This window comes from Mycetocola sp. JXN-3, assembly GCF_014522285.1.
In the GTDB taxonomy this organism is placed as follows: Bacteria; Actinomycetota; Actinomycetes; order Actinomycetales; family Microbacteriaceae; genus Mycetocola; species Mycetocola saprophilus.
The window spans coordinates 1,675,732-1,701,375 of record NZ_CP041635.1; the positions used below are offsets into that span (position 1 = coordinate 1,675,732).

Genomic DNA, 25,644 nt, shown 5'->3' on the forward strand with positions numbered 1-25,644 from the left:
AAATGAGAAGAAAAATGACGCAGTTGGCAATGGATCCCTACGATCGAAACTGCCCCACGCGCCGGCTCCTGGATCGGATCGGGGATCGCTGGACGGTGCTCATTGTCGGGGCCCTGGGCGAGGGACCGCGCCGGTTCGGGGAGATCTCGCGCCGGGTGGACGGGGTCTCGCAAAAAATGCTGACCCAGACCCTGCGCGGCCTGGAGCGTGACGGCCTGGTGCGACGCACGGTGTTTGCCGAGATGCCCCCGCGAGTGGAGTACGCGCTGACCCCGGTGGGGGAAACCCTGCAGGAGCCGCTGCGCGCGCTGGAGGACTGGGCGCGCGAGCACATGGGCGGGGTGCAGGATGCGCGGGAGACCTACGATGAGCTGGCGGGCAGCGCGGCCTGAGCCCTCGCTTCGCGGCGTCGCGCTTTGCACAACGCCGAGGCCGTGCCGCTCGGCCTGCGCTGGCCAGAGTCCGAGCTTCCCGGCGCCCCCGCTCGCGGCATCCCGTGCCACACCGGTGGAATACCCCGGCGCGAATGTGGTTGTATTCACGCGTGCACACCTTTGTGCATCCTGAATGTGAGGGGAATCTGATGACCGTCCTGGTAATTGGCGCCACCGGTGAGATTGGGCGCGCGGCCGTGGCCGCCCTGAGTGAGCACTATGACGTGCTGGGGGTGGGGCGTTCGACAACCCCCGCGGTGGATTTCACCCGCCCCGACACCCTCGATGCCCTGTTTGCCGACCACGCTCCGTTTGAAGCCGTGGTGGTCCTGGGTGGCGAGATTCCATTCGCCCCGCTGGGTGAGCTCACCCGGGAAAACTTCGAATCGGGATTGGCCAGCAAGTTCCTCGGCCAGGTAGAGACCGTGCAGCGCGGAACCGCCCACGTGGCCGACGGCGGCTCGTTCACCCTGGTGAGCGGCATCCTGACCGACCACCCGGTGGCCGGCTCGGCGGCCGCATCGGCCATCAACTCGGCCGTGAACGGTTTTGTGGTGGGGGCCGCGCCCGAGCTGCCGCGCGGGATCCGCATCAACGCGGTGAGCCCGACCGTGGTCACCGAATCCGTCCAGTACCACGGCGCATTCCGTGGCTTTGCTCAGGTGCCCGCCGCCGAGGTGGCCCAGTGGGTCCTGCGCTCGGTCGCCGGTGAGCAGACCGGACAGATCTTCCGCGCCGGCTGGTAAACCCACGCACAAACGGACGGCATCCCGAGCGGGGTGCCGTCCGTTTTGCGTTGCACGGAGTTTTCTCACGCCCCCGATTGGGTGATTTTGAGAAAACACATGTACTGCCACAGTGGAGGGGTGAAATTGAATATTTTTAAGGTTAGCTCGGGGCAGTTACCGGGTTTGGTAAATAAGTTTAAGAAATCTGGTCTCAATGAAGTCGGTGCGAGCACTCAGGACGGATGGCAGGGCCAATTCTATTTTTCGACCACGCCCGATCCAGTGATCGTCTCTTGGGTTGAACAGTTCTCAGGTTTGATTGGTGAGGGAGAGTTTAAGAATCGTGCTTACTTTGGGGCGATGATATTTACGCGGGAAAAGGCGGCTTTCGTCGTAACCTTTGGTAAAGCGCACTTTTATGCGCGCCCGTTTTGCGATTTTGATTTCGGGATTGAGCTCGCTAAACGTATTGCAGATAAGGCAGATATCCGGCAGACGTCATCACGACGGTTTCAAGGAAACCAGCGAAAAGACATTAGAAGTTTTGTTGAGAATTCCCAGTTGAATGTTGTGCCTGGAAGTTCGGTCGAGTTTCTTCAGGCGCGTATCCGTGAGAATCTCCGACCCCATTTTGGTAAAGCAGGAAAGTTCGGCTCGTCTTGCCTGCTTGTGGTGCAAGTTGACTCAAATGGAATTGGTGAGATTCTTTCCCAAATCCAAACACAGCTTGGCGAGGCCCCTGCTTTCGAATTACCCCACACTATAGTTTTGTCCGATCCCGAGGAAATTGCGAGCCTTGATCAGGCTCTAGTCAATTCGATTATGGGCAATGGGAGTGAAGCGCCGTCCGAGGTGGTTGGTCAGAGCTTTGACCTTTATGGAGTGGATTTCGTATTTGGTGGCAACGGTACCGTTACGCTGAAAAGCGGATACTCAAGCTCCCAGTTTCTTGAGAATCTAAGTATTGAAGATGTCCGAGCATTCGTTTCGGAAAATGAGATTTCTGCGGACAAGATTCTCGATATCAGTGTCCAACATCACACCGAAGATGGGCGTCAATACTCGCAGCGTCTGAGGCAGAGCGTTGACTTTGTTAGCGGCGACGAATACGTCGCGCTGAGTGCTGGCAGATGGCTTCGATTTAACGAGGACTACATTCAAGCGCTCGACAAGGCTTTGGATGAAATCGAGGTAGAGGAGACTGAACCTGCATACAAGCAGATTGCTGGGTCTGAAAGCTCTTTCAATTTAGCGCTAGCAGCAAATGGATATGAAGTCGCAGATAAAGACTTTACAATTGCGCAAATTTCTGCCAATACACAAGTAGAAGCTTGGGATTTGCGTCGCGGGGATACCGTTTACGCAGTGAAGTTTGGGGAACCTCCAAAGCTCAACTACGTCGTGGACCAGGCAAGTATAGTGATCTCTTTAATTCACGCTGACGGATTGAAGGAAAAGCTTCCTAGTTTCGGTAAATATTGTTTGTGGTTGGGATACGAAGCTGTTGGTTCAATTGCAAAGGTCTCCGATTCGCGTTCAATCATTCTTAAGCAGAAAATTGAAGAATGGGCTCGTCAATGCCGAGATGCAGGCATTGATCCGGTCATTAAGCTCAGCCATAAGGCAAAAGTGTCAAAACGGCGTAGGTGACACGGACCTGTCCGTGCATAAGGACAGCTCTGCACAGCGGGACGGTGACCCCTTAGGGTCGCCGTCCCGCTTAAGCATTCAATTAATTCAGGGTCAGCGTGAAGGTGGTGGCGATGGTGTCGCCCGGCGCGATGACCAGCGGGCCCAGACGCTCATCCTCGGGATCGTAGGGACGCACCGAGGGCTCGACCGCCAGAACGTCTGCGATCCCATGCCAGGGGGAGCCCTGCGATGCCCGGTGCTCCTGCCAGATGAACGCATAGGGGAACAGCTCGGCATCCCACTCCAGCGTGGCGCGCAGTCCGGATACCGGATTATCCAGGACCGCACGTCCGATGGCGCCGCACGGATACGCGGCAAACGCCCCGTGGGTCTCCGGCGGCGTGGGGATGTGCAGCGGGAGCACACTCTCGCCGAGCGTGATGCCGAGCCCCGGGCCGACCAGTGGTGGTGCAAACGCCGGGTGTTCGGCCCAGCTGATCGGCTGCGGGCGCTCGCCGAGGTTGGTTGCGCGCTGGGTGATCCGCAGTGTGGTGTCGATTAGTTCGAACACACGTTCGAGTAGTATCGGAACCGTGTCCAGCGTCACGCTCGCGTGCACCCGCGCTGCCGAGCCCGGGGCCGTGGATGCCGCGGAGACTCGCCAGGTTTTCCAGGCTGCCTCCCCGTGGAAGGGCTGGGCGTTCCCGTCCACTCTGCGCTCATCTCCGGAGTGCGGGACCAGGGTGTGCCAGCCGCCGGCATAGCGTCGGTGCCACTGCCCGTTGGACCCCGGTGCATCCGTGGGCAGGTCCGGCTCGGGCTCACGTCGGTAGAGCAGCTCGACCGGATCGCCGCCGTCTTGGGAATAGATCAGCGAGTCCAGGCGCGCCCCGATCGGATCGATTCGTGCGCCGAGCGAGTCCCGGGTCAGGGAAACCAGGGTGTGCGAATCCGGAGCCTGAGATACCCCTGTGGAGTCGAGGGCCGGCGCGCTAGGCACCGGCGCGCCATCCGTGATACTCGGTGAGGCCCAGCAGATCTGCGGCTCGGGTGGTGTCGTAGAGTCCGCCGTATTCGGCGACCCGTTCCGGGACCGCGAGGCCCGGGAACGCCGCCGCGACGATCTCCCGTGTGGGCCAGGGGGACATGGTGTCCGGAGCGCTGATGTTCAGCACCGCGGACCCCTCGAAGGGCACCTCCGCCGAACGCAGAATCGCAGTCACCGCATCCCGGGTGTCCAGCCACGCCCAGAGGTCGCGACTGCCCGTTGCCGGGGACTGTGCCATCTCGTCCAGGCGGTACCGCAGGCGCTCGCCGGTGCCCACAAACGGGAAGCGCAGCGTGATGGTCGGCACCTGCCAGCGGCGGTGGGTAAACGCGGCAATCTGCTCCATGAACACCTTGGAGAGGCCGTAGGTATCCACGGCAACGATCGGATGATCCTCATCCACCGGCAGGTAGTCCGGGGTCAAATCACGGTCGGCCCAGGCGAAGCCCACGGCCGAGGCGCTGGAAACCGCGACGATCCGGCGGACGCCGCGCTCGCCGGCTTTGCCGATCACCCGGTAGGCCGAGGACACGTTGCGCACCAGGGTGTCATGATCATCAAACTGACCGGGTGAGGGGATCGCGGCCAGGTGCAGCACCGCATAGACATCTGGCCCGGCGGCGTCAAACACCGCATCCACGACCGCCTGGTCGCGCAGGTCGCCCACCAGGGTGGCGGCCGCGCCGGGCAGTTCGAACGGGGCCTGATCGGCGGCGATCACCCGGTAGCCGGCGTCGAGGGCGGCCCGGGCGACCGGACCGCCGATCCCGCCGGCCGCACCGGTGATCACGAGGGTGAGGGAGATGGTATTCACGAAGGTTCCTAACCTTTCACGGCCCCAACGAGGCCGTTCACGAAGTAGCGCTGCAGACTGAAGAACAGGATGATGATCGGAATCACCACGATCAGGGCCGCGGCCATGAGCGTGTTGTACTGAACCGTGTCGCCCTGTTGCAGGCTCTGGAGGGCAATGGGCAGGGTGTAGCGGGTGGGATCGTTCAGCGAGACGCGGGTCAGCTGATACTCATTCCAGGTGGGGATCGCGGTGAGCAGCGCGATGGTGATCAGTGCGGGCCGCGCCAGCGGCAGGTAGATCCGCGAGAAGATGCGCAGCTCCCCGGCACCGTCCACGCGGGCAGCTTCGCGTAGGTCTCCGGGGACCGCATTGAACGCGTTTGTCAGCAGCAGGATCGCCAGCGGGGCCGATCCGTTGATGAAGGGCAGGATCAAGCCCAGGTGGGTACCCAGGATGCCCATCTCGTTTTCCAACATCACCACCGGCAGCAGGGTGACCACGCCCGGCACAAACAGCAGCACCAGGAACAGTCGGAACAGCAGCGTCTTGCCGCGGAAACGCAGCACCGAGAAGGCGTAGGCGGCGCAGGAGTAGATGACGATCACGCCGAGGGTCGTGGCACCGGTAACCCAGAGGCTGTTCAGGAAGAAGTCGAAGAAGTGCAGCCGATTCCAGGTGTCGATCAGGGTGTCGAGGGTGGGATTGGCCGGGATCAGGTTGTTGCCGGCGTTGACCTCCTCGGTGGTTTTGAATGCCGCCGAGACCATATAGGCAAACGGATACAGGCTGACCACCGCGTAGAGTCCAAGCACCAGACCCACCACGGTTTTCCCGCTGAGGTTAAACAGTCGGGTGTACCAGGGCTTGGGGGCGTAGGGCGTGGATGCGGGGGATTTTCGCGCGCTGGGCGCGGGGGCGAGGTCTACCACTACTGGGCCCTCTTCTCGAGTCGTTGGTTGATCAGGGCGATCGCGAGCGCGGCGAGGAACAGCATCCAGCCGAGGGCGCTCGCCAGACCCAGGGTGGGGGAGAGCTCGGACAGGAACGCCAGGCGGTAGGTTTCCAGGCCCAGCACGTTGGTGTGGTTGCCGGGCCCGCCGTTGGTCATGATCAGGAAGATTTGGAAGCCCTGCAGTGCATCGCGCAGGTTCAGCAGGAACACGATGCCGGTGGTGGCACGCAGCAGCGGCCAGACGATCGACGTATTGGTGCGCCACCATCCCGCGCCATCGAGTGTGGCGGCCTCAAACACCGAGGTGTCCAGGGACTGCAGGCCGGTGAGATAGAGCAGCATTGCCACCGGGACCGCCGACCAGACCAGCACGATGATCAGCGTGGGCAGGGCGGTATCGGGATTGCCGAGAAAACCCTGCGGCTGGGTCAGGGATCCGAGGCCCAGCACCCTGAGCAGGCCGTTGATCGCCCCGTTGGGCTCCAGGATGTACTGCCACGCCAGGTACACGGCGATGCCGGTGGTGACGTAGGGCACAAAGTAGACCGAGCGCAGGATGCCCTGGAACCGCTTGGCCGAGTTCAGGATGATGGCCAGCGGGAAGCTCACCGCGATGGTCAGCACCGGCACCGCGATACACACCCACAGGGTGTTCAGGGCAGCCGCCTGTACGCGGGGTGCATACGTCTTGCTGCCAAAGAGCAGGTCGGTGAAGTTTTGGAAGCCGACCCATTCCCAGTTGGGACTAAAGCCGTTCCAGCGGGCGAAGCTCAGCGCCAGGCCGTATCCGATCGTATAGACACCCATGATCGCAAACAGGATCAGGGCGGGGGCCACAAAGGCGTAGCCCCATCGGGATTCGGTGCGGTTGTATCGGATGCGCCGCTTCTTCGGGGACGCCGGCGAGCTCGGCGCGGCGGCGGACGGCGACGAGGTGGCCGCCGCGGTGTTGGGGGAGTGGCGGGGACCGTCCTGGTCCCCGTCACCCCCGACCCCGCGCAGGGCGGAGTCGGGAGTAACGTGGCTGGTCATTGCTTAGCCCTTCTGGGTGACCCAGTAGGAGTCGATGAGCTCGGCCATCTTGGACCCGGTCTGCGCCGGATCGGTCTGGGCGAGCGGGGTCATGTTCATCAGCAGCGCACCCACGTCACCCGGGTCGTACTGGTTGGGGCGGTAGGAGGTGTCGCCCGGGTTGTAGGTGTTGGGTCCGGCCTCGCCGAACGCCGCCATCATCGCACCGAGAACCGGGCCGACCTCCGTGGAGGGGTCCGCGCCGAGGTCCACCGGGGCGAGGTCGAGGGCGTTGGTGGAGAACTTCTTGGCGTTGTCGGGCTCGGAGACAAACTCCATGAACTTGAGCGCCGCATCCTTGTTCTTGGACGAGGAGGACAGCGAGAGACCGGTCAGCGAGAACGGAGCCAGCGCCAGGTCCTTGACCGCGCCGTCGGCGGGCGGCGGAACCGGGAAAGTCATCAGGTTCTCGGTGTCAAAACCGTTCTGGTTGAGGAAGGAGAGTGTGAAGGTGCCACCCACCAGGAACGAGGACTTGCCCTGGGCGAAGCTCAGGTCGGCCTGGTCGATGTCGAGGGTCTGGGATCCCGGCATCCAGTACGGGTTGATCTTGTTGTACTCGCTGAGCACCTTGGTGCCGTTCTCCGAACTCCAGTTCTTGGACTTGTCGTCCTTAAACAGGGCCTCGAACGGGCCCTTGCCCAGCTGGCCGAAGCCCATCGGCTGCATCAGCCATTCCAAGCCAGTGGAGGGGGACTTGAGCCCGATCGTCACGCCGCCGTTGTCGGGGTTGGTCTTCTTGACCGCATCCAGGGCGGCGATGAACTCCTCCCAGGTCTTGGGGGCTTCGGTGATGCCCGCGGCGGCCAGACGCTCCTTATTGGCATAGACGATGCCGAAGGTACCGATGGTCAGCGGCACACTCAGGCGCTGCCCCTCCTCGACACCGGCGATCTTCGACCCGGTTTCCTGCGAGGACTTGAAGTCCGCCGCGGTCACGGTGCCCTCGTTGCGCACGGATTCGAGGTAGTTCCTGTCCCACTCGGGGGTGATCTTGTCGGCCAGGTTTTCCAGCAGTCCGGCCGCGCCGAAGGTGAAGTCCTCGCCGCGCGAGTGGACCTCGAGCAGGTCCGGGAAGTCGCCGGTCTTGGCGGCGGCCTGGGTCTTGGTGACAAACGCGTCATCCGGGGTGATCGCCTGCACCTTGACCGTGATGCCGGTCTTGGCCTTGAAATCCTCGGCGGTCTTTTCCAGGGCAGTGGCGTGGGTCTGCTTGAAGGTCCAGAGGGTCAGCGACTTGCCGTCGCCGCCTCCCGCGTTGTCGCCGCCGGAGGCGCAGGCGGTGAGGGCGAGTCCGAGGGTCAGGGTTGTGGCTAAAGCCGCTGTTCGTGTGAGACTCCGATGTCTTTTCACTGTGTGGTGCCTTTCGCTGGGGGTTGGTGTTTGCCGTCGTTGGTGAACACATGACGAATCTAAATCAATTTGATAGACTGTGTCAACGCGGATTCGAAAATCCGTGTGGGACACGTTTCCAAGACCCCTGGCAAAGCAGCCACCACCCCGAAACGGAACGCTAGACAATGACGACTTCGCCCGATCTCCCCTTCGCCCTCACCGCCGCCGAGCCCACCGATGGAGTGGTGCTGGCCCGCGCACCCTGGGACACCGACCCCGCCGACCTCGACCGCGACGACACCGTGCGGATCACCGGCGTCACCACCTTCCTCACCGCCCCACAGGGCTGCCCCTACGTGATCGTCCGGGTCGAAACCAACGTGCCCGGCCTGTATGGGCTGGGGTGTTCGAGTGACCCGCAGCGCACCCTGGCCATCGCCTCGGTGGTCAACGACTACCTCGCCCCGATGATCATCGGCCGACCCGCCGCCGACATCGAGGACATCCATCGCCTGCTCCTAAATAGTGGCTACTGGCGCGGCGGATCGATCGCCAATAACGCCCTGGCCGGGATCGACGTGGCCCTGTGGGACATCACCGGCAAGCGCGCGGGCCTGCCGCTGCACGAGCTCTTCGGCGGACGCGCCCGCAACGGTTCCGCCGCCTACACCCACGTGGATGGCTTCACCGCCGGCGAGATTGCCGACAAGGTGCTGGCCGCCACCGAGAAGGGCTACCGTCACGTGCGTGTGCAGGTGGCGGTGCCCGGAACCGACACCTACGGAACCGCGGCCGCCGATGCCGCCGAGGAGCGTCGCCGGCACCTGCGTGAGGACCGCTGGGATTCGCTGTCCTACCTGCACCACGTCCCGCCGGTGCTGGCCGAGATCCGCTCGCTGGTGGGCGACGGCGTTGAGCTGCTGCACGACTCGCATGAGCGACTGACCCCCGCCCAGGCGCGGCGCTTCATGGCCGAGATTGAGCCCGCCCGCCTGTTCTTCGTGGAGGACCTGCTGGCCCCCGAGGACGCCGACCACTTTGCCGAGATGCGCCTGGCCGGATCCACCCCGCTCGCGGTGGGCGAGCTGTACACCGAGGCGTCCCAGTACACGCGCCTGTTCGCCACCCGCTCGATCGACTTCGCCCGGCTGCGGATCCCCACCCTGGGCGGACTCACCACGACCCGCAAGATCCTGGCGGCCGCCGAACTGTTCGGCGTGCGCTCGGCCCCGCATGGCCCGGGCGACGTCAGCCCGCTCGGCCAGGCGGCGAACGTGGCGATGAACGTGTCCTCCCATGCATTCGGCGTGCAGGAGGCCGCCGGATTCCGTGAGGCCACCCTCGAGGTATTCCCCGGCGCCCCGGTCGCCCGGGGCGGCGTGCTCTACCCGAGCACCAAGCCCGGCCTCGGCGTGGACTTCGATGAGGCGGCCGCCCGGAAGTACCCGGTCACCGCCCCCGGACAGCACGACCGCTGGGCCCTGCTGCGCGCGACCGACGGCGCGGCCCAGCGACCCTAGTCCCGGCGCCCTGATTCGCAGGAACCCCGTTGCGATATTTCGCAACGGGGTTCCTGCGTGAGAGGCGGCGGTTGGGCGGTCCCTACTGGAGCACCAGCGACTGCGGCTGGACCGAAAGCAGGGTGTCGAGCACGAGGGAGGCGGCACCGATGGCGCCGACGGCGTCGCCCAGGGCGCTGGTGGTGACCACCGTCTCGCGGGTCTTCTCCACAAACGGGGAGGCGTCCACGATCTCGCGCACGATCGGCAGGAAACGCTCGGCGAGTAGGGTCCAGGCGGGACCGCCGAAGATGATCAGCGGCGCATCCACCAGGGTTGCGGCGGCGGCAACCCCGCGGCCAACCCGGCGCGCCCAGCCGTCGATGATGTCGCGGGCCTCGGCATCACCATCGTGGGCGATGCGGACCAGGTCGACCAGCGCGTCCTCGGCCTCGGTGGGGGAGACGGGCAGACTCAGACCGGTCAGCACGCCGCGGCGCACCCCCTCCTCGGCCAGGTCGCGGGTGGTGCAGGACGCATCCAATCCGCCGACCTCGCCCGCGTTGCCCGAGACGCCGCGCAGCACGGTGTCGTTCACCACCAGGCCCATACCCGAGCCGGTGCCGATATAGAAAAACACAAACGTGTCGACATCGGCGGCCGCGGGCCCGGCGGCCCAGCGCTCGGCGATGACCGCCGCGGTGACGTCCTTGTCCAGGATGACCGGCAGCCCGGTGAGCTCGGCCAGGCGGTCCCGCACGGGGACGCGACCCCAGCCCCGCAGCTGCGGGGGATCGATGATGACCCCGGAATCCAGGTCGATCGGGCCGGGGGCAGCCACCCCGAGACCCAGGATCCGGTCCCGCGGAAGCTTCGCGCTCTCGATCAGCTCGGATACCAGGCGGGCGATGTCGGCAAGCACCCGGTCGGGCTCGGTCACATCGTGCATCGGGTGGCGGCGCTCGGCCAGCACCGCGCCGGTCACGTTCAGCACCGCGACGGTGGCGACCGCCGGGTCCAGGTGCACACCGATCGCATAGTAGGCATCGGGGTTCAGGTGCAGCAGCGTGCGCCGCTTGCCCCCGACCCCGGCGGCCGAGGGAACCACGGTGCCCTCATCCAGAATCACGCCCTGATCGATCAGCCGGCGGCAGATATTCGAGACCGTCTGCGCCGAGAGCCCGCTCGCGGTGGCCAGCTCGACCCGGCTCAGCCCGTCGGGGGCGCGACGCAGCGAATCCAGGACCACCGACTCGTTGAAGTTCTTGAGGCGGGGCAGGTTGGTGCCGCGGCGCGCGGAGACCGGCGTCTGCTCGGTGGGATGCGAGGGTCTGGCCATGGGTGGCGAATTTCCTTCCGGGACTGAACGGGGGTGTGGGCCACGGGTGCGCTGCCGTCGCCCACACCGTGATGCGTGGGCCTAGGGTAGTTGTCGCAACGCAACAATCGCCCAGGGGGAAACCTCTAATTCACTCGCGAGAATACCACTCTCATCGGCTGAAACCGTGAAAAGGGCGGTGGCACGCGCGCCGCGGTTGATCAGCGCCAGCTCCTCGCGGGTCGGGGCCTCGGGCTCGCCGAGTTTCCGCCACTCGGCGATCGCGTTCCCGTGCTCCAGATCCAGGGTTTCCACCTCGAAGCGGGCACCCGCGGGCAGAGCCTCCAGGCGGATACTCAGGGTCCGCGGCGAGCCGATCCGACCGTTGGCGTCGGCGACCTCGCGGGAGTCAAAGGACGCGGGGATCGACTTGGGCTGCTCATTCGGATAGTGATAGACCAGCGCGCTCAGGCACCCCGATGCCGCGTCCCGGCTGAGAATCGTGCCGTCGGTGCGTGCAATCAGCTCATCACCCAGGCCGTTGAGCATGCGATAGGCGTGCAGGGTGGGCTTGGGGATGCCCGGCAGGGTGAACATGCCAAAGCCGCCGTGGAAGAGTTCGTCCCCGGCACCGCCCTCCTCAAACACGTCGGTGAAGGCCCAGTAGGCCAGCGAGTCGACGGTGCCGAGCGAGTGCAGGATCGTGCGCACCACAAACGTCGCCGCGGGCACGGTGTCGTGGGTGTGGTCCCGCGGCGAGGAGGAAGAGCTCCACTCGGTGAGGTGAATCTCGGCGTTCGGGTAGACGCTCTCGTCGACGATGCGGCGGATGGTGGCCAGATCGGTCGGGGTCGCGTCCACGCCGCGGGTGAGCTTCTCGCCCTGGCCGTGCTCATCCAGCGCCCAGTCGGTGGGGTAGGGATGGGTCGAGACGAAGTCCACCGGGAGGTTGTGGGCGGCGCAGTATTCCAGGAAGGCATCGAGCCAGACCGGGCGCCAGTCCAGGGTGTCCACGTCGTCGCGGCCGGCCACGATCTGCGCGCCGAAGTCTTCCTTTTCCCCGTCGAAGCGGGTGTCGGGCACGAAGTTCGAGGTTGCCGGGCCGCCCACGCGCAGGCCCGGGTCGATGGCCTTGATTGCCTCGGCGCTCACCCGGTACAGCTCGAAGTACTCCGAGCGGGTGCCGTGGAAAAAGCCCCAGAGGTTCGGTTCGTTCCAGACCTCGAAGTACCAGGTGCGCACCTCGGCGAGGCCATAGCGGCGGATCCAGTGTCGAACCAGGCGGTCGATCAGCTCAGCCCAGCGCGCGGAGTCGGTGGGCGGGGCACCGTGGGCACCCCACCAGAACACGGTTTCGGTTTCCCGGGCCAGCGCGCGCGGGCTAAAGCCGAGCTCCACAAAGGGGCGGATGCCGATGTCGAGCAGCGCGTCCACCAGTGCATCCACGTACTGGAAGTTGAAGACCGGGGTGCCGTCCTCCTTTTCCGTGTAGACAAACATGTCGTCGTGGAACAGGCCGTGGAAGCGGATATAGCGGAAGTCGGCGACCGCGCGGGCCTCGGTGAGCTGGCGCTGCCAGTCGGCGCGGAGGCCCTCATTCGCGCGGCCGGCACCAACCACGGTGCTCCAGTAGTGCGCAAGCGGGGTTCCGGGGGCGGCGGCGTTGCCGGAGAGGATCAGGGGGGAGGTCACGCGGGGGTCCTTTCGACGGTGATGTGGACGGTGCGGGCGAGCGTCGAATATCGCGCTCGGGCTCTGATGTCACTTTATAGTAAATCAAAAGGATTTACTATCTATCGACCGTCGAAAAACGCGTCGCCCCCGGAAGCGGGTTCCGGGGGCGACGTGGGGTGATGCGGGCCCGTGGGGCTGTGGAGCCGTGGGGCTGTGGGGCCGGGGACCCGCGGGTTCGCGGGCCGTGTCGGCTAGACGGTCACGATATCCGCGGGACTGATGCCGTGCGGCAGGCGGTCGCGATTCAGGGTGATCGTGTCATAGCCGTGGGGGACCGGGGTGCCCGACTCGTCCAGGTTCACAAACACGATCTTCTCGATGGTCAGGATCGACTGGCGGGTGAACATGTTGCGCACCTCGGCGCGCATGGTCAGCGAGGTGCGACCAAAGTTGGTGGCGCGCAGACCCATCTCGATAATGTCGCCCTGCCTGGCGGAGCTGACAAAGTTGATCTCCGAGATCAGCTTGGTGACCACGCGGTGGTTACCCAGCTGGAGGATCGCGTAGATCGCCGCCTCCTCATCGATCCAACGCAGCAGGCTGCCACCAAACAGGGTGCCATTCGCGTTGAGATCCTCGGGACGCACCCACTTGCGGGTGCGGAAATTGATTTCGTGATCGGAGCTCATTGCTCCTCCTTCCGGTTCGGGGGACGGGAAGCAGGGAACGGCGCTGGTCGCTACGGAATTCCATCCTAAACCCGGGGTCTGAATGTGGCCTCGGTGTGTCGAAGCGTCGCGCGCGTCGGTTCCGTGCGCCGCGTTCTCGGCATGCCCGGAGCGCGCGGGGTCCGGGAGGCCGTATCCTGGAGTCGTGACCTACACACTGCAGCAGATCCTCGACGTGACCGAACGCCTCTGGCCGGCGCGTGGCGCATCCGATTGGGATGCGTCCGGGCTGATCGCCGGCGACCCGCGCGAGCCGGTCTCCGCGGTGCACCTCGCGGTGGATCCGGTGGCCGACACCGCCGCCGAAACCCTGTCGGTGGGGGCCCAGCTGCTGATCACCCACCATCCGCTCCTCCTGCGCGGGGTGACCTCGGTGGCCGCCGACCGCTATAAGGGATCGGTCATCCACACGCTGATTCGTGGTGGCGCCGCCCTGCTGGCCGCCCACACCAACGCCGATGTGGTCGAGGCGGGTACCTCGCAGGTTCTTGCCGACCGACTGGGCCTGGTCGAGACCAGTCCCATCCTGCCCGGTGAATCCCCGACCCGCGGGATCGGTCGGGTGGGCACCCTGCCCGAGCCCAAGACCCTGGGCCAGATCGCGCGCGAGCTCGCCGAGATCCTCCCCGCGACCGCGACCGGAATCCGCGCGGCCGGAGAATACGACCGGGAGATCCGCACCATCGCGCTGTGTGCCGGTGCCGGGGACTCCCTGCTGGGCGAGGATGCCGTCCGCGGTGCCGACCTCTACATCACCAGCGATCTGCGTCACCATCCCGCATCCGAGGCGCGCGAACAGGCGCTGCTGGGATCGGGACCCGCGCTCATCGATACCTCGCACTGGGCAAGTGAATGGCTGTGGCTGGATGCCGCCGCCGCGCAGCTCCGTGCCTCCCTGCCCGAGCTCACCGTCACGGTGAGCGATATCCGCACCGACCCGTGGGACTTTGTTGTCACCCAGTGACACCATGCCTCCCACTCCCAGCGAAAGAGAACCCGTGAAAGCCACCGCCGCCGCGCAAGCCAAACTCCTCGACCTGCAGGCCATCGACGCCGAGATCACCAAGCTCGCCCACCGTCGCCACAGCCTGCCCGAGCTCGCCGCCCTGACCTCGCTGGAGGCCGACCGTGACGCCGCCCGGGGAACCCTGGCCCGCGACCTCGGCAGCTTCGAGGACGTCAAGGTGGAGCTGGACCGCCTCGAGGCCGACTCGGCCGTGGTGGATGCACGCATCGCCCGCGACAACCACCTGATCGAATCCGGCAGCGCCACCCCGCAGGCCCTCAGCGGCATTCAGGCCGAGCTGGAGTCGCTGCGCGTGCGTCGCAGCGTGCTGGATGAGGCGCAGCTGATCAGCATGGAGGCCGTCGAGGCCGCCCAGGCGGTCCTGGACGGCAGCCGCAGCGCCGAGGCCGAGATCACCGGGCAGATCCAGACCGTCGAGGCCAGCCGCGATGAGTCCCTTGAGGTCATCGCCGAGGAGCTCTCGGCCCAGGAAAACCTGCGTGGCAACCTCACCATCGGCATGGATGAGACCCTGCTCGCCCTGTACGAGCGGGTCCGCTCGCGCGGTGGTGTGGGCGCGGCCCTGTTCCAGCGTGGTGCCTGTGGTGCCTGCAAGATTGCCTCCACCGGCAACGAGCTGGAGGCCGTGCGCAACGCCGGTCTCGACGAGGTGCTGCAGTGCCCCGAGTGCTCGGCGATCATGGTCCGCACCGAGGAGTCCGGCCTCTGGGGTCAGACCCAGGCCTAGCCGCTGCGGCGTGCGCCGCGCCGGTCCCGAATGGGATGCGGGCGCCGCGCGCGCTACAGTAGTGGTGAATGGGTCGGCAAGGCGATCGCGGCATCGGCAACGATGACGAGGAACGTCCGGGCTCCACAGAGCAGGGCGGTGGATAACATCCACCCGGGGTAACCCGCGAGACAGTGCAACAGAGAATAGACCGCCACCGGTTTTCCGGGGGTAAGGGTGAAACGGTGGGGTAAGAGCCCACCAGCGACCGGGGTGACCCGGCCGGCTTGGTAAACCTCGCTCGGAGCAAGATCAGACAGGAAACCATGGGGCTGCTCGTCCCGTTTCCGGGTAGATTGCTTGAGCCCGTCGGCAACGGCGGGCCTAGATAGATGGTCGCCCATGAGGGATTTCCCTCGGGACAGAACCCGGCGTAAGAGTCGGCCCATTCCCACCACGTAAAACGCCGCGGCCCCTCCGAATATACGGAGGGGCCGCGGCATTTTATCTGGCTACGGCTCGGGGTGCAGGGTCCCCACCAGGTATCTCTCCGGAAGACAAATCAGCCACGGCTCGTACTCGTCCTGGTCGGTGATCACGGCGAGGTTCAGGTTTCCGCTGAGATGAAGGGTAAAGGCGATCATGTTGGGATCGGAGGTGATGCCGATCACATCGTGTCCGATCAGAAAAGCGACATCCGCGTCGGTCAGGTACTCATCGGTCCCGGTGTAAGCCCTGGTGTCATCGATGTCGAGGTGAAAGTCCGTGCCTCTGAGAGTCCACGGGCCCCAGAAATTTGAGTGCCAGTTATCCCCTCGAAGCAGCAGGATCGGATCGGGTCCCATTCCCGCAAACGTGATGTGCAGCGGGAACGCCTCCCTGGCGAATTCCACCCGCCGTTTGGTGATGCTTTTGCCCGTGGGAAACTGGGTCCACAGGTTGAAACCGCCGGCCTGGTTGAGTACCCGCGCCCGTTCGAGACAGTACGCACGTTGGGAACCCGTTTCATCCGGTTCGAGCAAGGCGGAGAGGTCGGCGAGGGAGAGCTCCTTCCGCCGCCCGTCCGAGTCGAGAATCTCAAACCTTCGTAGTCCCCGAAACTCGCCAAATAACCCGTGTCGGGGAGAAATATCCCGAAAGAGTTTCATGCGTACCTCCGCATCGCTCACCCGGCGTTTTCCTGTTCGCTCCGGTCCACCGGCCGGATCATCGATGAGTGGATGATGGTGAATGGTGAGTCCCAGTGTGCGAGTCCCGCGCGAATGCGTTCGTCGCTGTCTTCGCCAAAGTCTGGGGGTGCCTCGTCTCCGCCGGGAATGTCTCCCACATAGAATTCGGCGGTGGCCGCAGAAAACGTGAGTCGCTGCTTACGATCACCGGGCCCATAGCCCACGTGCAATTTCATCGAAAACTGCTGCGGTCCGATTTTGGGGATCGATCCCGCGACCGCTCGCCATCGTCTCGATTCTCGGGGAGGAGAAAACCATTCAAAGGTTGAGACATTCTGTGCGACCAGAATTGCGACGTTGCCGTCGCGCATGAACAGGGTTCCACGGCAGTCGAATAGGACCCACAGCGTGAGGAGCGTCGCATCAAACTTGAGATCCAGGATGGCCGCGTCCTGCAGCGCATGAGTTTCCCTCAGCGCGTCGGCCTCCGGATCGCCCCTCTCATCAAACCGTTCCGGTGAATACAAAAACTCCGAGATTGTGTGCATCTGGTCTCCAAATCCCCTCAAGAGACAGTACCGAAAAGTCAGTGCAAAAGCTCCCGCTCTCACCCAAATGAACTATTCCGGCGGTGCCATAGTGCCCACAATGACAATGTCGGGGAGGCGGATCATCCAGGGGTCAACAAAGGTATCCGCTGTCACTTCAAGGCTGATACCCCCGGTAATGTGGAGAATCGGATCGATCATGTCCGGTCCCGAAGTGATCCCGATGATCTCCCTCCCAATGAGAAATGCAATGTCATCATTGGTGATTTGATTCTCGTCCGTGAGTTCATCCCTCGCCTCGGGATCAATGAGGATGCCCGGCCCACGAAGAACCCACGGACAGGTATAGTTCGAACCCCAGCCGTCACCGCTCAGCGTCAGAAACGGATCCGGTGCCATGTTGGCATAGGTGATCCGAAGCGGCAGGGCGGATTCCACAATATCGAGATTCGACTCGGATGCTCTATGAATCGTCACCATGCTCCGTTACCCATTCTCCCGTTTCCACACTGACCGATCTCCCGGTTCCCTCAGGTGGCCGGCGGTGGCATCTTGCGAGTGATCACCGGCCAAAATGCAGCGCTCCGATAAGGGTTCGGTCGGGCAGACCGATGATCCAGGGATCGAAGTCGCTATCCGTGTGCACGATGAGATCAACGTCCCCTGAAATGTGCAGGGTGAAGTCAATCATGTCGGCGTCGGAAGTGATTCCAACAACATCTCGATTGATGAGGAACTCGACGTCTCTGTTTGTGAGGACGTTACTCTGATCGATGATTTCTCTGTTCTCCGGATCGATTTTTATCTGGGGACCGGCGAGGATCCACGGACAAAGAAAGCTGGAATACCATCCGTTTCCACGAAGGAGCAGAATCGGGTCCGGACCCATCTCGGCGACCTCGATACGCAAGGGGAGCGCGTCCGTAATGAGCTGCGTGAAACTCGGAGAAGCACTCACTCGGCTGGGGCCGAGCCGGTAAGCGTAATTTCGGGTAGTTCGATCATCCACGGATCGACGTCGCTGTCCGTGTAGACGGCGAGGTCAAGTTCACCGTCGAGGTGAAGAACGAAATCGATCATGTCCGGATCGGAGGTGACGGCGACGATCTCCCGCCCTACAAGCACCCGAAGGTCATGATTTGTGATCGGGAGACTTTCGCCATCTTCGGGTCCGCGATTATCGGAATCGATGAGAATCCCAGGACCACGAAGGACCCACGGACACATGAAATTAGCGCCCCAGTCTAAGCCGCTCAGCACAAGTATCGGATCCGGTGCCACACTTGCCTCCACGATTCGCAACGGAAGTGCGTTAAGTAAATAATTCAACCTACCCCCTCACTCTCGTACCGACGTCCGTGAGCTCGATTCGATATCCATCTGGGTAATCGATTCATACAATAGAGTCTCTGCCCCGTGCAGGTTGGTTGCACGTCCGATGTAAAAGTTGAAAACCGTCACGATTGACGTCCCTTCAGTTTCGTCAGTAAGACTCGCCCTTCTAAGCGGGCAATCTAGTTTTGTTTCCGGACGGATACTCGATCCACGAGGTCAAATCCCCGGCCTTTTGTAACGCTCTGGCATTGCCCAAGCAGAGATAGAAATCCGCCCGCGAATCAGTTACGTTGAGCCACTCAGACAACTCGTCAAAACTCAGCTCTCGTTCGAATCCGTTTTCGTCACGAGCGACAAATCTGCTTGGCTTGGCGAAAAGGTTAAATGCACGTCGCGAAGGAGAAATATCCCGGAAGAGTTTCATCTTTCGTGAGTCCTTTGCTAGTTCATCCACTTCATGTTCGCTCAAGGCAGCCCAACCAATACGTGAGAACGCGTATTGACGATTGCGCCCAGGGGGACTACGGTCCGGCCCTCTGCAATGATTGAGATTAGCTGACCGGTAGTACCACACGATTTCCGGACGGGTATGCCGTCCAAGCTTCCAAGTCATCGGCTAGTAGTCTCTTGCGCGCCAAGCCGACACAGAACTGAAAATCAACTCGCAAGCCGCTGGGCTCAAGCCAGTTGAAGAGACTGTCCCAGTCAACCTCACGTTCCACCCCATTCTCAGGCCGAACAAGGTATTGGCGTGGTCCTATGAAAAGAAAGTGCCGACTTTTTTGCGGCGATATATCTTTGAACAGCTTCTCCATCTGGACCCCGTTCAAATTGTGGAGGAATGAATCGGAGTGAATGGTGAATCCCAGCTCGCAAGCCCGGCGCGAATCTCTTCGTCACTATCGTCGGAAAAGTCAGGCGGAGCTTCATCGCCGCCCGGTATATCGCCAACGTGGAATTCAGCGGTGGTACAGGAAAAGGAAAGTGATTCACCGTTGTCAGCAACCGAGAGCTCAAAATTGATTGTCATGTTGAAATGTTGAGACGTCAGTTCAGGGTTCGATCGTGAAACTGAACGCCAAATTCTGCGTTTCACTGGGGGAGCTGACCACTGCAAGGAAGTCACGTTATTGGCGACGATGATCGCCACATTTCCATCGCGCATGTTCAAGGTTCCGCGACAATCAAATAACACCCATAGCGTGAGAAGTGTCGCATCATATTTAAAGTCCAAAATGGCTGCATCGCTAAGCGCATCTCGCTCGCGCAACGCATCGGCCTCGGGCCTACCGAGCTTGGCGAGCCGATGGTCAGAAAACAGATATTCAGCGATAGTTGTCATTAGAATTCCAAATGCCAGAGCGGGTTTGTTTTAGGGATCGTTCGTCCGGTGAACGGATCAACCGCCTGTACGTCCATGGAGTTGTAAGAAGCACGCCTTCTCTATCTTGACCCCGTTCTTTTAGAGTGGGTACGTATTTTGTCGACAACAGTCACAATCGGGCCCTTGCTTGGTCGAATGAGGGATGAGATCAGCTGCTGGAGCGACGAGCCCTCGGTGAACTGCACCATTCCGTACTGACGTATTCGCGCAAGTAGTTGAGAGTACGTTATGGCCGCTCGTGGTAGCACCCTGTTCAAATTGTGGAGGAATGAATCGGAGTGAATGGTGAATCCCAGCTCGCAAGCCCAGCGCGAATCACTTCGTCACTGTCGTCGGCAAAGTCTGGTGGGGCAGCATCTCCACCTGCGATGTCACCGACATGAAACTCAGCCGACGAAGACGAAAACCTGAGGAATTGTGCTTTGCCTTCATTGGAGTAGCCGATTCCCAATTGCATGGAGAACTGCTGCAGTTCGAAATTCGGCGAAGAAACCACCACTGGCCGCCACCATCGTGAATCACGTGGCGGTGCTTGCCATTCGAGCGACGTCACGTTGTTTGCGACGATGACTGCAACATTACCGTCGCGCATAAACAGAGTGCCACGGCAGTCGAACAGAATCCACAGTGTCAAGAGAGTGGTATCAAATCTGATGTCAAGAATTGCTGCGTCCCTTAGCGCGTCTTGTTCACGTAGCGCATCCGCATCTGGTGCCCCATGCGAATCAAGCCGCTTGGAAGAGTATAAGTAATCTGAAATGGTTAGCATTAGAGCTCCAGGTGCCAAAGTGGATGAGTCTTAGAAATTGTTTGCCCAGTGTACGGGTTTACTGCTTGACCAATTTTGTTACTGTATGACGCATATCCGTTGGGGTATTGGAATTTTCCAGAGGTAACGGGATCCATAATCCGAACTTCCGTAACACGCGGATCCAGCAATTTTCCGCCATTTCCACCAGTAAATTGAAAGCCAGTACCGTAATCAGTTGGCTTCGGTCCAACTGCACCGTCTGGGACGATGATGGTTGTGCCATTCGGGTGGACGATGAAGTTCGGTGAGTGCAGAGGGTCGGGAACGTGCGCTGTTGGGGTGGGCGTAAGTTCGGCCAACCGTGGTTTTGGCGTGGGGAGTTTGCTCAGCACGCCGCCAGACATGGCGGACAATGCAGCCCCGGACGTCGCCGACTTGACCAGCGCTGAGGGGGTAATAGGTTGGCCGCTAACGGCGAGACTTACGGTGCTTTCAATGGCACCTTCGACCGCGTTGCCGATGGTGTGTCTGCCCACTGCGGCGACGATTCCACCGCCGAACGCTCCGAATGCTCCACTTACCGCGACCTGACCCCAGTTCACCTCGCCGGTGGTGGCCTTCTGGATAATGGTGTCGGCACCCGCGCCGATCAGCATCATGCCGACCGGGCCTCCCACGCCCGTAGCCATCAGGAAGCCGCCGGCCACCACCATGGCGCCGCCGGCCACGTATTCCCAGTTGTCTTGGAACCAGTGGCCAACCTCGCCGGCGGCCTTGGCGAGTGGACCCTGGAGACTGTTGGCGTATCCGGCGAGTTCGGCATCGGAAACGGGTGCCAGGCCCAGCGGGTCCAGTGCGTGCAGCGGGTCGTTGCCCGCATACGAGTACGGGTTTGCCGACCAGGCCGCACCCGTGACCGCGGTTAGCGGATCCTGAGACAGGAAGCCGCGCGCGGCGGGATCATAGGCGCGCGCGCCCATCCACTCAAGCCCGGCAATCCGCAGGCCGCCATCCACACCGAACCCAATGCCCGCCGGCACTCCGGCGACTTCGGATCCTGCCCGGGTAGCGTCGGCCAGGGCCGACCAGGGGTCCGCAGCATCGGTTGCCCGGTTCATTCGCCAGCTCGGTGTCTGCCAGGAGCCGCCCAGACCGGTGAGGCCCGCGGGCCCCTGGAACACCGAAGCGTCGCCGAGAGTGAGCAGCGCAGGGGTACCCGCAGCGCTGTCCCAGTCCAGGTGCACACCGTCGACCGAGGTGAGTTCGCCCAGCGCATTCACCCGGAGAGTCGTTTCGAGCGCCGAATCGGCGTCCCGTTCGGCCACCCTCGTGAGCCACCCTCGCCCATCCCAGTGATATTCAGTAACCGCCGCCCCCGAGCGCGCACGAACTCGGCGGCCCTGGCCGTCGTAGTCGAATTCGGTCACCCGACCAGTGCCCTCGTTGATGGTGAGGAGCTGACCGGCAGCGTCGTAGTTAAAGGTTCGGTGTCCGTGGATTCCGGTTTCGGCAACCAGACGTCCATTCAGGTCGTACTCCCACGTCGAGGACGCACCCCCGGCGGCACGGGCGGAGCGCAGTTGGCAGCCATCATCGTAGGCGTAGCCGGTCCGTCCCGCCGCATCGTCAATCCCCGTGATTCGACCTTCGACGTCTCTCTCGATGCGCGTGCGCACGGTGCCCTGGGCATCCGCGCGTATATGCTCCACCGGGAACCCATCCGCATACACCCAGGACTGAACCCGCTCGTCGGCGTGCGTGTGGGCCACCCGTCCCGCCGCGGTGTAACCCACCCGAACCGAACCAAAGCTCGAGTGCGTCAGGATGCTGACCCGGCCTGCTTCATCGCGCGAATACTCGGTGCGCGCGCCGTCCGGTGACACCAGAAGCGTGCGTGCACCGTCGGCATCGTAGCCCCAGCGCGTGATCCGCGTCCCGCGCTCGTCGGTGGTGGCGCGCTCGATCAATCGCCCCCGCCGGTTATAGGTGAGCAGGTGGGTCACCGGCTCACCGGTTCCCGTGTGGTCAACGATTGTGCTTTTGCGAGCCCGGGCGTCGTGAACAATCTCGGAGATCCGTCGGCCATCAACAATCATGCCGGACTCTCGACCGGCCTCATCGTAGCGCCACTCGGTGACCGAACCGTCCGACTCAGACTGCGTGATCTGCTTTCCGGCGGCATCGTAGGTGGCGGTGACCACTCGGCCCAGCGGGTCCGTGACGCTGACCACCTGATCCAGGCCGTTATAGGTGCGCGTGGTGACCGCACCCAGCGGATCGGTAATACGTGATACCCGACCGCGCTCGTCGTAGTCGAAGCGGGTGACCCCACCCAGACCATTCACCGCGGCGATGAGCTGTCCCGGCGCATCGTAACGGAATGTGCGGCGTCCAAAGCGGGGATCGCGGACTCGAACCATTCGACCGAGCCGATCGTACTCATAGTGCGCGCTGCCCGCACCGGGCACACGCTCGAGAATCACCCGGCCCATTCGGTCGTACTCAACCGTGGTGACCTCGCCGTCGGAACTCACCCGTTCGATAACCCGAGAGTCGGCGTCGTAGCGCAGCGTGGTACGCTCGCCTGCGGCATCGGTCGCCGACTGTGGGCGCCCGCACACGTCATAGCCGTAGGTGGTCGAACGGCCCGCGGCGGAGATCAGCTCGATGATGCGGCCGGCGCGGTCTCTGCGGATGCGGGTGAGCCCGCCCTCGGCATCCACCAGCTCGATCGGGCGACCGCAGCGGTCATAGGTGATAAGTTCGGCCGAGCCGTCGGGGTGCTCCGAACGCACCGGACGCCCAAACTCATCGGTCTGTATGCTTGTGCGGCCAAACGCGCCGGTAATCTCCGACACCCCGTTCGCACGCGAGCGGGTGATCTCGGTGCGGACCCCGGTGGGATCCACGCTGGCCGCGACCTCGCCGGTTCGATCGTACTCGTGTGTCCAGGTTCCACCGGCCGGATCGGTGATCGCGCGCAGGCGGGAAAGCGCATCGTGGGCGAATCCCCATTTGGCACCGTCGGGCAGAACCACACTCGACACGTTGCCCAGCTGATCAAATGATTTGGTGATAGTTCGACCCAGTGGATCGGTGGTTCGAACCAGTTCGCCGTGTGCGCCGTACTCCAGTTCGGTGCGTGCCCCGAGCGGATCGATGGTGGCGATGATCCGGCCGCCAACACCGTGTTCAAAGCGCCAGATTGCGCCATCGGCATCCTCGCGGGCGATGAGCAGACCCGCCTGGTCATATCGGAACCGGGTGTGGTTCCCCGAGGGGGAGAGCGCCGCGACAACCCTACCGGTGTGATCACGCGTCAGACGCGCGGCATTTCCGGCCGCATCAATCGTCGCAACCAGGTCGCCACATTCGTCATACTCGAAGTCGACGGCCACGCCCTCGGGGTCGGTGCAGCGCATGAGCTGTGCACCGGACCACTCCATCAGGGTGACGCCACCTTCGGGATCGACGATGCGGCTCGGGTTGCGGTCCCACTCGCCGTCATAGGTGTAGTCGACGGTACCTCCGGACGCCGTCACCACCGTGGTGACGCGGTCCCGGGTATCGTATCCAAACGTCAGGTCTCCACCCTCGGGGGTGACCGTGCGCACCCGGCGACCGCGATCGTCATAGCCGTGTACGGTGACCTGGCCATCGCGTTCGGTCACCGAGACCAGGTTGCCACGCCGATCGTAGGCCATCGATTGACGGTGTCCGTCGGTATCGATGATGCCAATGACACGGCCCTTTTCATCGGCAATCCACGTATTGGTATTGGTGCCGTCCGGGTCGGAGACCGAGGTGGTCCGCCCCTGGAGATACGCGAAACGCACCCGGCGGCCGAACGGGGTCAGCTGTTCGACAACCCGGCCGGCCGAGTCGTAGGTGTTTTCGCATTCGATCACGCCGGCGGCCGAGACGACCCGATCGATCAGGCCTGCATCGTTCCACCGGTAGCTGCGCATCCCGACACCGTCTCGGGCCCCGGTTAGCCGTCGCTCGGAGTCGTAGAGGTATTCGTAGCGTCTTCCGTCGGAGGCGGTGGCCGAGACCACGCGATCCTCCGCGTACTCGAACGCGATGCCACGGCCCCGTTCGTGTTCGAGACGGATGATTCTGGCGTCCTCGTCGCGCACCACCGAGACCATCGTTCCGGGTCCGCTGGCCGTGGCCAGCCAGGTTCCGGCGCGGGTAAACACCCACCGGGTTCCGGTCTGATTTTGGACGGTCAGCACTCCGGCGGAATGCCCGGATAGCGCGGCGAAGGGGAGATCATTGTCGAGGGTCAGCCAATAGTTTTCGTCGACCGCCTGCTCCCAGCCCTCGCCCCGGCGTGGGAAGTGGATTTGGCGGCCGTCATCCATCACAAAGACGGCCCCCTCATCATCGAGGGTAAGTCGGACATCCAGGACGGATGCCCAGCCCACACCGAACGAGCCCACCCGCGGATCCAGGGAGTTGTACATTCGGGTGAAACGCAGCGCGGCGGCCGCCCCCGCAAACGGCAGGTCCGTCTCGGGCTCCAGGAAGTTGCCGGTGGCGGTATTCACCGGATCGTCGGCAAACCCGTTGGTGGGCGGAGTACCGATGGCCGAATAGGCCCCGATCTTGAAGTCGTTGCGGGTCACGCCGATTCCAGCCGACGCCAGCGCAGCGGCGATCGATGCATCGGACAGTGTAACTACGCCACCATTTCCGCCCGCCGCCTCAAACTGGGCGGCCACAGCACCGGACCAATCACCGTCGGTCTGGTTCGCCCGCAGCCACTCGTTCACCGCGGTGACCAGGGCTCGCGCGTTTAGGGTGCCCCACCGTCCGTTACAGCCGGACTCATAATCGGTGAGCGCACGGGTGAACGCGGTGATCGGGCCCGAAAGAGACGAGTCCAGGTTGCGGCTGGTCGACTGGAACGAGCGCAGATCCGCCGGTACCGCCGAGGACGTGGCGGACCCACCGCCGGCACCGGGGATGTCACGTCCTCGAACCGACACCTCCTCCGCGGTTTTGTGAGGCTCGGGACCAGGCTTTGGCGGCTTCGGGTCATCACCAAAGCCCAGAAAGGAGGCAACCTCGTGTCCGGCACCCACCAACCAGTTCTGTTCGCGTTCGCGTTGACGCTTATCCCATTCCTTCGCATCGGCGCGGCGGCGATCCTCTTCCCGGGCTGCCTGACGCAGCTCCCCGACAAATCCGGCGAGAGACCCGAGGGCCTCGGCGAGACGCCCGGCACTGCGAGAGCCGATATCGACATTATTTGAAAAGGCCTCGGAAAAGTAGCCGCGGAACTCCTGCTTGGCCGTCGCGGCGGCAGAATTTCTTGCGGCAACCTGTCCGCGGATCGCCCCCGCGAGAGCGGTGGTCGCGGAGCTGAGGCTGTCCGCCGCACCATAGTTATAGCCGGTCGGATCGTTGCCGTGGATCTTAGCCATGAGCGATGACGCCTTCCGGCCGTGTGTGTGCCGGCATCAATGCGGCGACCGGCGATTGTGTCGCCACGCGTACTAAC

23 protein-coding genes and 1 other RNA gene are annotated in these 25,644 nt (G+C 63.2%); 7 read left to right on the plus strand and 17 right to left on the minus strand.

Annotation, left to right across the window (positions count from 1 at the left end; genetic code table 11):
• Positions 1 to 14 precede the first annotated feature (14 nt).
• The 3 genes from C7C57_RS07770 to C7C57_RS07780 all read left to right on the plus strand — a co-directional run bounded on the left by C7C57_RS07770 (position 15) and on the right by C7C57_RS07780 (position 2,812).
• A complete protein-coding gene (locus tag C7C57_RS07770; protein WP_187978194.1) occupies positions 15 to 392 on the plus strand; it encodes a helix-turn-helix domain-containing protein in 378 nt (125 codons plus the stop codon).
• Between the two features lie 191 nt (positions 393 to 583).
• Positions 584 to 1,180 carry a short chain dehydrogenase gene (locus C7C57_RS07775; RefSeq protein ID WP_187978195.1) on the plus strand — a complete coding sequence of 199 codons (597 nt, stop codon included), beginning with the start codon at positions 584 to 586 and terminating at the stop codon, positions 1,178 to 1,180.
• 120 nt (positions 1,181 to 1,300) lie between these two features.
• On the plus strand, positions 1,301 to 2,812 hold the full coding sequence (locus C7C57_RS07780) for a DUF6119 family protein (RefSeq protein WP_187978196.1): 1,512 nt from the start codon (positions 1,301 to 1,303) through the stop codon (positions 2,810 to 2,812).
• An 82-nt stretch (positions 2,813 to 2,894) separates the two neighbouring features.
• On the opposite strand, the gene C7C57_RS07785 is transcribed toward C7C57_RS07780, so the two are convergent.
• Genes C7C57_RS07785 through C7C57_RS07805 form a run of 5 tightly spaced genes read right to left on the minus strand, consistent with a single transcriptional unit; the run spans position 2,895 to position 8,014 of the window.
• Entirely contained in the window at positions 2,895 to 3,794 is a 900-nt protein-coding gene (locus tag C7C57_RS07785; RefSeq protein WP_187978197.1) for a hypothetical protein, read from the minus strand.
• Positions 3,787 to 4,656, minus strand: a complete 870-nt coding sequence (locus tag C7C57_RS07790; RefSeq protein WP_187978198.1) for an NAD(P)-dependent oxidoreductase — start codon at positions 4,654 to 4,656, stop codon at positions 3,787 to 3,789. Before C7C57_RS07790 ends, C7C57_RS07785 begins: the two co-directional genes overlap by 8 nt.
• Before the next feature lie 8 nt (positions 4,657 to 4,664).
• Positions 4,665 to 5,567, minus strand: coding sequence for a carbohydrate ABC transporter permease (locus C7C57_RS07795; RefSeq protein WP_223144803.1), 903 nt, complete (start codon positions 5,565 to 5,567; stop codon positions 4,665 to 4,667).
• Positions 5,567 to 6,622 (minus strand): carbohydrate ABC transporter permease, encoded by a 1,056-nt coding sequence (locus C7C57_RS07800; RefSeq protein ID WP_187978199.1) that lies wholly within the window; start codon positions 6,620 to 6,622, stop codon positions 5,567 to 5,569. Before C7C57_RS07800 ends, C7C57_RS07795 begins: the two co-directional genes overlap by 1 nt.
• A gap of 3 nt (positions 6,623 to 6,625) precedes the next feature.
• A complete protein-coding gene (locus C7C57_RS07805) occupies positions 6,626 to 8,014 on the minus strand; it encodes an ABC transporter substrate-binding protein (protein WP_223144804.1) in 1,389 nt (462 codons plus the stop codon).
• A gap of 167 nt (positions 8,015 to 8,181) precedes the next feature.
• Between C7C57_RS07805 and C7C57_RS07810 the strand changes: the two genes are divergently transcribed.
• Complete coding sequence (locus tag C7C57_RS07810) at positions 8,182 to 9,516, plus strand: enolase C-terminal domain-like protein (RefSeq protein WP_187978200.1); 1,335 nt, start codon at positions 8,182 to 8,184, stop codon at positions 9,514 to 9,516.
• Between the two features lie 82 nt (positions 9,517 to 9,598).
• Here the strand turns inward: C7C57_RS07810 and C7C57_RS07815 are convergent, their stop codons facing one another.
• The 3 genes from C7C57_RS07815 to C7C57_RS07825 all read right to left on the minus strand — a co-directional run bounded on the left by C7C57_RS07815 (position 9,599) and on the right by C7C57_RS07825 (position 13,176).
• A complete protein-coding gene (locus C7C57_RS07815; RefSeq protein ID WP_187978201.1) occupies positions 9,599 to 10,834 on the minus strand; it encodes an ROK family transcriptional regulator in 1,236 nt (411 codons plus the stop codon).
• Positions 10,835 to 10,915: 81 nt separating this feature from the next.
• Positions 10,916 to 12,505, minus strand: coding sequence for a glycoside hydrolase family 44 protein (locus tag C7C57_RS07820; protein ID WP_187978202.1), 1,590 nt, complete (start codon positions 12,503 to 12,505; stop codon positions 10,916 to 10,918).
• A gap of 233 nt (positions 12,506 to 12,738) precedes the next feature.
• The gene (locus tag C7C57_RS07825; RefSeq protein ID WP_187978203.1) at positions 12,739 to 13,176 is read right to left on the minus strand and encodes an acyl-CoA thioesterase; all 438 of its coding nucleotides are present in this window, start codon (positions 13,174 to 13,176) and stop codon (positions 12,739 to 12,741) included.
• Between the two features lie 184 nt (positions 13,177 to 13,360).
• Here C7C57_RS07825 and C7C57_RS07830 point away from each other — a divergent pair, with 184 nt between their 5' ends.
• The 3 genes from C7C57_RS07830 (at position 13,361) to rnpB (ending at position 15,400) form a co-directional block, all read left to right on the plus strand.
• Positions 13,361 to 14,179, plus strand: a complete 819-nt coding sequence (locus C7C57_RS07830; RefSeq protein ID WP_187978204.1) for a Nif3-like dinuclear metal center hexameric protein — start codon at positions 13,361 to 13,363, stop codon at positions 14,177 to 14,179.
• 34 nt (positions 14,180 to 14,213) lie between these two features.
• Positions 14,214 to 14,969: a zinc ribbon domain-containing protein gene (locus tag C7C57_RS07835; protein WP_187978205.1), complete on the plus strand. Its 756-nt coding sequence runs from the start codon at positions 14,214 to 14,216 to the stop codon at positions 14,967 to 14,969.
• 69 nt (positions 14,970 to 15,038) lie between these two features.
• Positions 15,039 to 15,400, plus strand: an RNA gene (gene rnpB / locus C7C57_RS07840) — RNase P RNA component class A.
• Positions 15,401 to 15,460: 60 nt separating this feature from the next.
• On the opposite strand, the gene C7C57_RS07845 is transcribed toward rnpB, so the two are convergent.
• The 9 genes from C7C57_RS07845 to C7C57_RS07885 all read right to left on the minus strand — a co-directional run bounded on the left by C7C57_RS07845 (position 15,461) and on the right by C7C57_RS07885 (position 25,567).
• Complete coding sequence (locus tag C7C57_RS07845; RefSeq protein ID WP_187978206.1) at positions 15,461 to 16,117, minus strand: hypothetical protein; 657 nt, start codon at positions 16,115 to 16,117, stop codon at positions 15,461 to 15,463.
• Positions 16,114 to 16,665 carry a hypothetical protein gene (locus C7C57_RS07850; protein ID WP_187978207.1) on the minus strand — a complete coding sequence of 184 codons (552 nt, stop codon included), beginning with the start codon at positions 16,663 to 16,665 and terminating at the stop codon, positions 16,114 to 16,116. Before C7C57_RS07850 ends, C7C57_RS07845 begins: the two co-directional genes overlap by 4 nt.
• 72 nt (positions 16,666 to 16,737) lie before the next feature.
• Positions 16,738 to 17,145, minus strand: a complete 408-nt coding sequence (locus tag C7C57_RS07855; protein WP_187978208.1) for a hypothetical protein — start codon at positions 17,143 to 17,145, stop codon at positions 16,738 to 16,740.
• Between the two features lie 82 nt (positions 17,146 to 17,227).
• Positions 17,228 to 17,623 carry a hypothetical protein gene (locus tag C7C57_RS07860; protein ID WP_187978209.1) on the minus strand — a complete coding sequence of 132 codons (396 nt, stop codon included), beginning with the start codon at positions 17,621 to 17,623 and terminating at the stop codon, positions 17,228 to 17,230.
• Positions 17,620 to 17,946 carry a hypothetical protein gene (locus C7C57_RS07865; RefSeq protein WP_187978210.1) on the minus strand — a complete coding sequence of 109 codons (327 nt, stop codon included), beginning with the start codon at positions 17,944 to 17,946 and terminating at the stop codon, positions 17,620 to 17,622. The genes C7C57_RS07860 and C7C57_RS07865 overlap by 4 nt, the downstream gene beginning before the upstream one ends.
• A gap of 220 nt (positions 17,947 to 18,166) precedes the next feature.
• Positions 18,167 to 18,613: a hypothetical protein gene (locus C7C57_RS07870; protein WP_187978211.1), complete on the minus strand. Its 447-nt coding sequence runs from the start codon at positions 18,611 to 18,613 to the stop codon at positions 18,167 to 18,169.
• Between the two features lie 213 nt (positions 18,614 to 18,826).
• Complete coding sequence (locus tag C7C57_RS07875) at positions 18,827 to 19,342, minus strand: hypothetical protein (RefSeq protein WP_187978212.1); 516 nt, start codon at positions 19,340 to 19,342, stop codon at positions 18,827 to 18,829.
• 295 nt (positions 19,343 to 19,637) lie between these two features.
• A complete protein-coding gene (locus tag C7C57_RS07880) occupies positions 19,638 to 20,153 on the minus strand; it encodes a hypothetical protein (RefSeq protein ID WP_187978213.1) in 516 nt (171 codons plus the stop codon).
• Positions 20,153 to 25,567 (minus strand): DUF6531 domain-containing protein, encoded by a 5,415-nt coding sequence (locus C7C57_RS07885; protein WP_187978214.1) that lies wholly within the window; start codon positions 25,565 to 25,567, stop codon positions 20,153 to 20,155. The genes C7C57_RS07880 and C7C57_RS07885 overlap by 1 nt, the downstream gene beginning before the upstream one ends.
• Between the last annotated feature and the right edge of the window lie 77 nt (positions 25,568 to 25,644).